The following is a 4,242-nucleotide window of genomic DNA, read 5'->3' on the forward strand; positions in this document are numbered from 1 at the left end:
GAGTCCCCCATTGGGGCCAGACTTTGCGTCGCGCGCCGTATTGGCAATTGTCCACGCCCCATATCCACAACCAGTTCGACTCAGAACGCTGAAAAAATCAAGAACAAAAAGCGAACTAACTCGAATTTGTCGCTGGTGGTGTCCTGACGCTCGTTGAATATCACCGGCGTTCTAGCAAGATGCTCACTGTCCCGCATTGTACGCCGCGATCGCCGGCCTATTCACGATATCGCTGTCCTTGGCGCTCAGCCCACGATCAGCACCGGCCGGTTCAGCCCCACCGGCATCGGGCCGATGGCGGTGCAGCCGCCGGGTTCCAGCGGTCTCCCGGTCGCCGCTCCTGCGCTTTCGCGCGCCAATTCACTCCGGCAGCCTGTGCAGGAGGCGCGGGAGGGGTTCCGAGGGCGGCCAGCCTTCGACGAAAAGCTGCCAGACGGCGAAGGCCACGACATGCGATATCAACAGGACGAACAGGATCGAGGCTGACAGCCGTTTCATTCTCGCGATGCCCCAAAGCGCTTTGGTAGCTTGACGCGGCAGGGCGGGATTCGCTGCATGTTTTCTCCCGCCAGTTCGAAGCTTTTCGCTATGCCACCGGCATGGCGCAAACCAGCTTCCTGCCCTCGGCTATGGCCTCGGGCGTTCGAACCCCTTCGAAAGTCCACCGGACTTTTCGATAGCCCTGCGGGCCGGCTTCGGGGCGGGGCCCGCTGCCTGCGGCAGCTCGTTCGGCCCTTCGAAAGGTCCACCGGACCTTTCGATCGCCCATTGGGCGACCGGGCCTCACCGTTCGAAGCCTCTCGTCATGCCACCGGCATGACGAATTTGCCTTCGGCAAACCGTCTTCTCACTGCCCCGCGTTATACGCCGCGATCGCCGCCATATTGACGATGTCGCTGTCCTTGGCGCTGAGCCCCACGATCTGCACCGGCTTGTTGAGCCCCACCAGCATCGGGCCGATGACGGTGCAGCCGCCGAGTTCCTGCAGCATCTTGGTCGAGATCGAGGCGGAGTGGAAGGCGGGCATGACCAGCACGTTGGCGGCGCCCGAGAGGCGGCAGAACGGGTAGCGCTGCTGCATCAGGCGGTGGTCGAGCGCGACGTCGGCGGCCATCTCGCCGTCATATTCGAAATCGACGCGGCGCTTGTCGAGGATCTTCACCGCCTCCTGCACGCGCTCGGAGCGCTCGCCGGCCGGATGGCCGAAGGTGGAGTAGGCGAGCATCGCCACGCGCGGCTCGTAGCCCATGCGGCGCGCGAAGCCGGCGGTCTCCTCGGCGATGTCGGCGAGCTCCTCGGCGTTGGGCATGTCGTGGACGGCGGTGTCGGCGACGATGACCGTGCGGCCGCGACAGAGCGCGAGCGACACGCCGACGACGCGGTGGCCGGGCTTGGCGTCGATGACGCGGCGCACGTCTTCGAGCGCGGTGGAGTAGTTGCGGGTGACGCCGGTGACCATCGCGTCGGCGTCGCCGAGCGACACCATGCAGGCGGCGAAATGGTTGCGGTCGTTGTTGATCAGCCGCTGGCAGTCGCGCAGCAGGAAGCCCTGGCGCTGCATCTTCTCGTACAAATGGTCGGCATAGATGGCGTTGCGGCGCGACAGGCGGGCATTGATGATCTCGATGCCCTGCTTGTTGAGGTCGATGCCGGATTGCCGGGCGTTCTCCTTGATGACGTCGTCGCGGCCGACGAGGATGGCGGTGCCGAGCTTCTGGTTCACGTAGGAGACGGCGGCGCGCATCACCTGCTCCTCCTCGCCCTCGGCGAAGACGGTGCGCTTGGGCTGGCGCCGCACGCGGTCGTAGATGCGCTGCAGCGTCGAGGCGATCGGGTCGCGGCGGGCGGAGAGCTCCTGCGCATAGCGCTCGAGATCGAGGATCGGCTTGCCGGCGACGCCCGAATCCATCGCCGCCTTGGCCACCGCGACGGGGATGGCGGAGATCAGGCGCGGGTCGAAGGGAACCGGGATGATGTATTGCGGGCCGAATTTCGGCCGGTTGCCCTGGTAGGCGGCGGCGACGTCGTCGGGCACGTCCTGGCGGGCAAGGGCCGCGATGGCATGCGCGGCGGCGATCTTCATCGGCTCGTTGATGGTCGTGGCGCGGACATCGAGCGCGCCGCGGAAGATGTAGGGGAAGCCGAGCACGTTGTTCACCTGGTTCGGATAGTCCGAGCGGCCGGTCGCCATGATCGCGTCGGTGCGGATCTCGGCGACTTCCTCGGGCGTGATCTCGGGGTCCGGGTTGGCCATGGCGAAGATGATCGGGTTTTTCGCCATCGACTTGATCATCGCCGGCGTCAGCGCGCCCTTGGCGGAGAGGCCGAGCACGATGTCGGCGCCGTCCATCGCGTCGGCCAGCGTGCGCGCCTCGGTCTTGGCGGCATGCGCCGACTTCCACTGGTTCATGCCCTCGGTGCGGCCCTGGTACACGACGCCCTTGGTGTCGCAGAGGATGACGTTGTCGGGGGTGAATCCCATCGACTTGATCAGCTCGATGCAGGCGATGCCGGCCGAGCCGGCGCCGTTGCAGACGAGCTTCGCCGTCTTCATGTCGCGGCCGGTGACTTCGAGCGCGTTGATGAGGCCGGCGGCGGCGATGATGGCCGTGCCGTGCTGGTCGTCGTGGAAGACCGGGATGTTCATCAGCTCGCGCAGGCGTTGCTCGATGATGAAGCACTCCGGCGCCTTGATGTCCTCGAGATTGATGCCGCCGAAGGAGGGGCCGAGCAGGCGCACGCAGTTGATGAACTCGTCGGCGTCCTCGGTGTCGACTTCCAGGTCGATGCTATCGACGTCGGCGAAGCGCTTGAACAGCACCGCCTTGCCTTCCATGACCGGCTTGGCGGCGAGCGCGCCGAGATTGCCCAGCCCAAGGATCGCGGTGCCGTTTGTGATGACGGCGACCATGTTGCCGCGCGTCGTGTAGTCGTAGGCGCGCGACGGATCCTCGGCGATGGCCTTCACGGGGACGGCGACGCCGGGCGAATAGGCGAGCGAGAGATCCCGCTGCGTCGCCATCGGCTTGGTCGGCGAAATCTCCAGCTTGCCGGGGCGGCCCATGGAGTGGAAGTCGAGCGCTTCCTGCGCGGACACCTGCGGTCCGTTCTCGTTCCTGTCCCTCGGTGCCATGCGTGTTCCTGCCCTGAAGTCGTTTCTTTTTGTGGAGCGTTCGGGATTAAGGCTACACTTCGCCTTCGTAAAGCGACAAGCAGGGGTGCAGGAAGAATTTCGCCGAGCCGATGAACCAGCCCTACGCGCCGCCGTCCGACACGACGCCCGTCCCGGGAGACGGCGCGATGCTGTCGGCTGCCGGCGCCACGCCCATGATCGAGCAGTTCATCGAGATCAAGGCGGCGAACCCGGACTCGATCCTGTTCTACCGCATGGGCGACTTCTACGAGATGTTCTTCGCCGACGCGGAGATCGCCAGCCGCGCGCTCGGCATCACGCTGACCAAGCGCGGCAAGCATGGCGGCGAGGACATCCCGATGTGCGGCGTGCCGGTGCACGCGGCCGACGACTACCTGCAGAAGCTGATCGGCCTCGGCCATCGCGTCGCGGTGTGCGAGCAGGTGGAGGACCCGGCCGAGGCGAAGAAGCGCGGCTCGAAATCGGTGGTGAAGCGCGACGTGGTGCGGCTGGTGACGCCGGGCACGATCACCGAGGAAAAGCTGCTCGATCCCGGCGAGGCGAGCTACCTGATGGCGCTGGGGCGGGTGAAGGGAGACGAGGCGCGGCTGGCGCTGGCCTGGATCGACATTTCAACCGGCGCCTTCCGCGTGGCGGAGATGGCGCCCGACCGGCTGCTCGCCGATATCCTGCGCGTCGACCCGCGCGAGCTGATCATGGCCGACCCGGTGTTTCACGATCCGCAGCTCAGGCCAGTGCTCGACGTGATCGGGCGGCGGGCAAATCCGCAGCCGCCGAGCCTGTTCGATACGTCGACGGCAGAGACGCGCGTGGCGCGCTATTTCGGCGTGGCGACGCTGGACGGGTTCGGCAGGTTCTCGCGAGCCGAACTCTCGGCGATTGCCGGCGCCATCGCCTATGTCGAGAAGACGCAGAAGGCCGAGCGGCCGCCGCTGTCGCGGCCCGAACGCGAGGAGGCGGGTGCCGCGCTGTTCATCGACGCGGCGACGCGCGCGAATCTCGAACTGCTGCGCACGCTTTCGGGAAGCCGCGACGGCAGCCTGGTGAAGGCGGTGGATCGCACGGTGACCGGTGGCGGCGCGCGGCTC

1 protein-coding gene and 1 pseudogene are annotated in these 4,242 nt (G+C 66.5%); one reads left to right on the forward strand and one right to left on the reverse strand.

What is annotated here, in order from left to right:
- Positions 1-847: 847 nt before the first annotated feature.
- Positions 848-3,133 carry an NADP-dependent malic enzyme gene (locus tag V6M48_RS12745; protein ID WP_332812907.1) on the reverse strand — a complete coding sequence of 762 codons (2,286 nt, stop codon included), beginning with the start codon at positions 3,131-3,133 and terminating at the stop codon, positions 848-850.
- 110 nt (positions 3,134-3,243) lie between these two features.
- Between V6M48_RS12745 and V6M48_RS12750 the strand changes: the two are divergent.
- Positions 3,244-4,242, forward strand: a pseudogene (locus V6M48_RS12750) (DNA mismatch repair protein MutS); the annotation flags it as partial.

The organism is Sphingomonas sp. (assembly GCF_036677245.1).
GTDB lineage: Bacteria > Pseudomonadota > Alphaproteobacteria > Sphingomonadales > Sphingomonadaceae > Allosphingosinicella.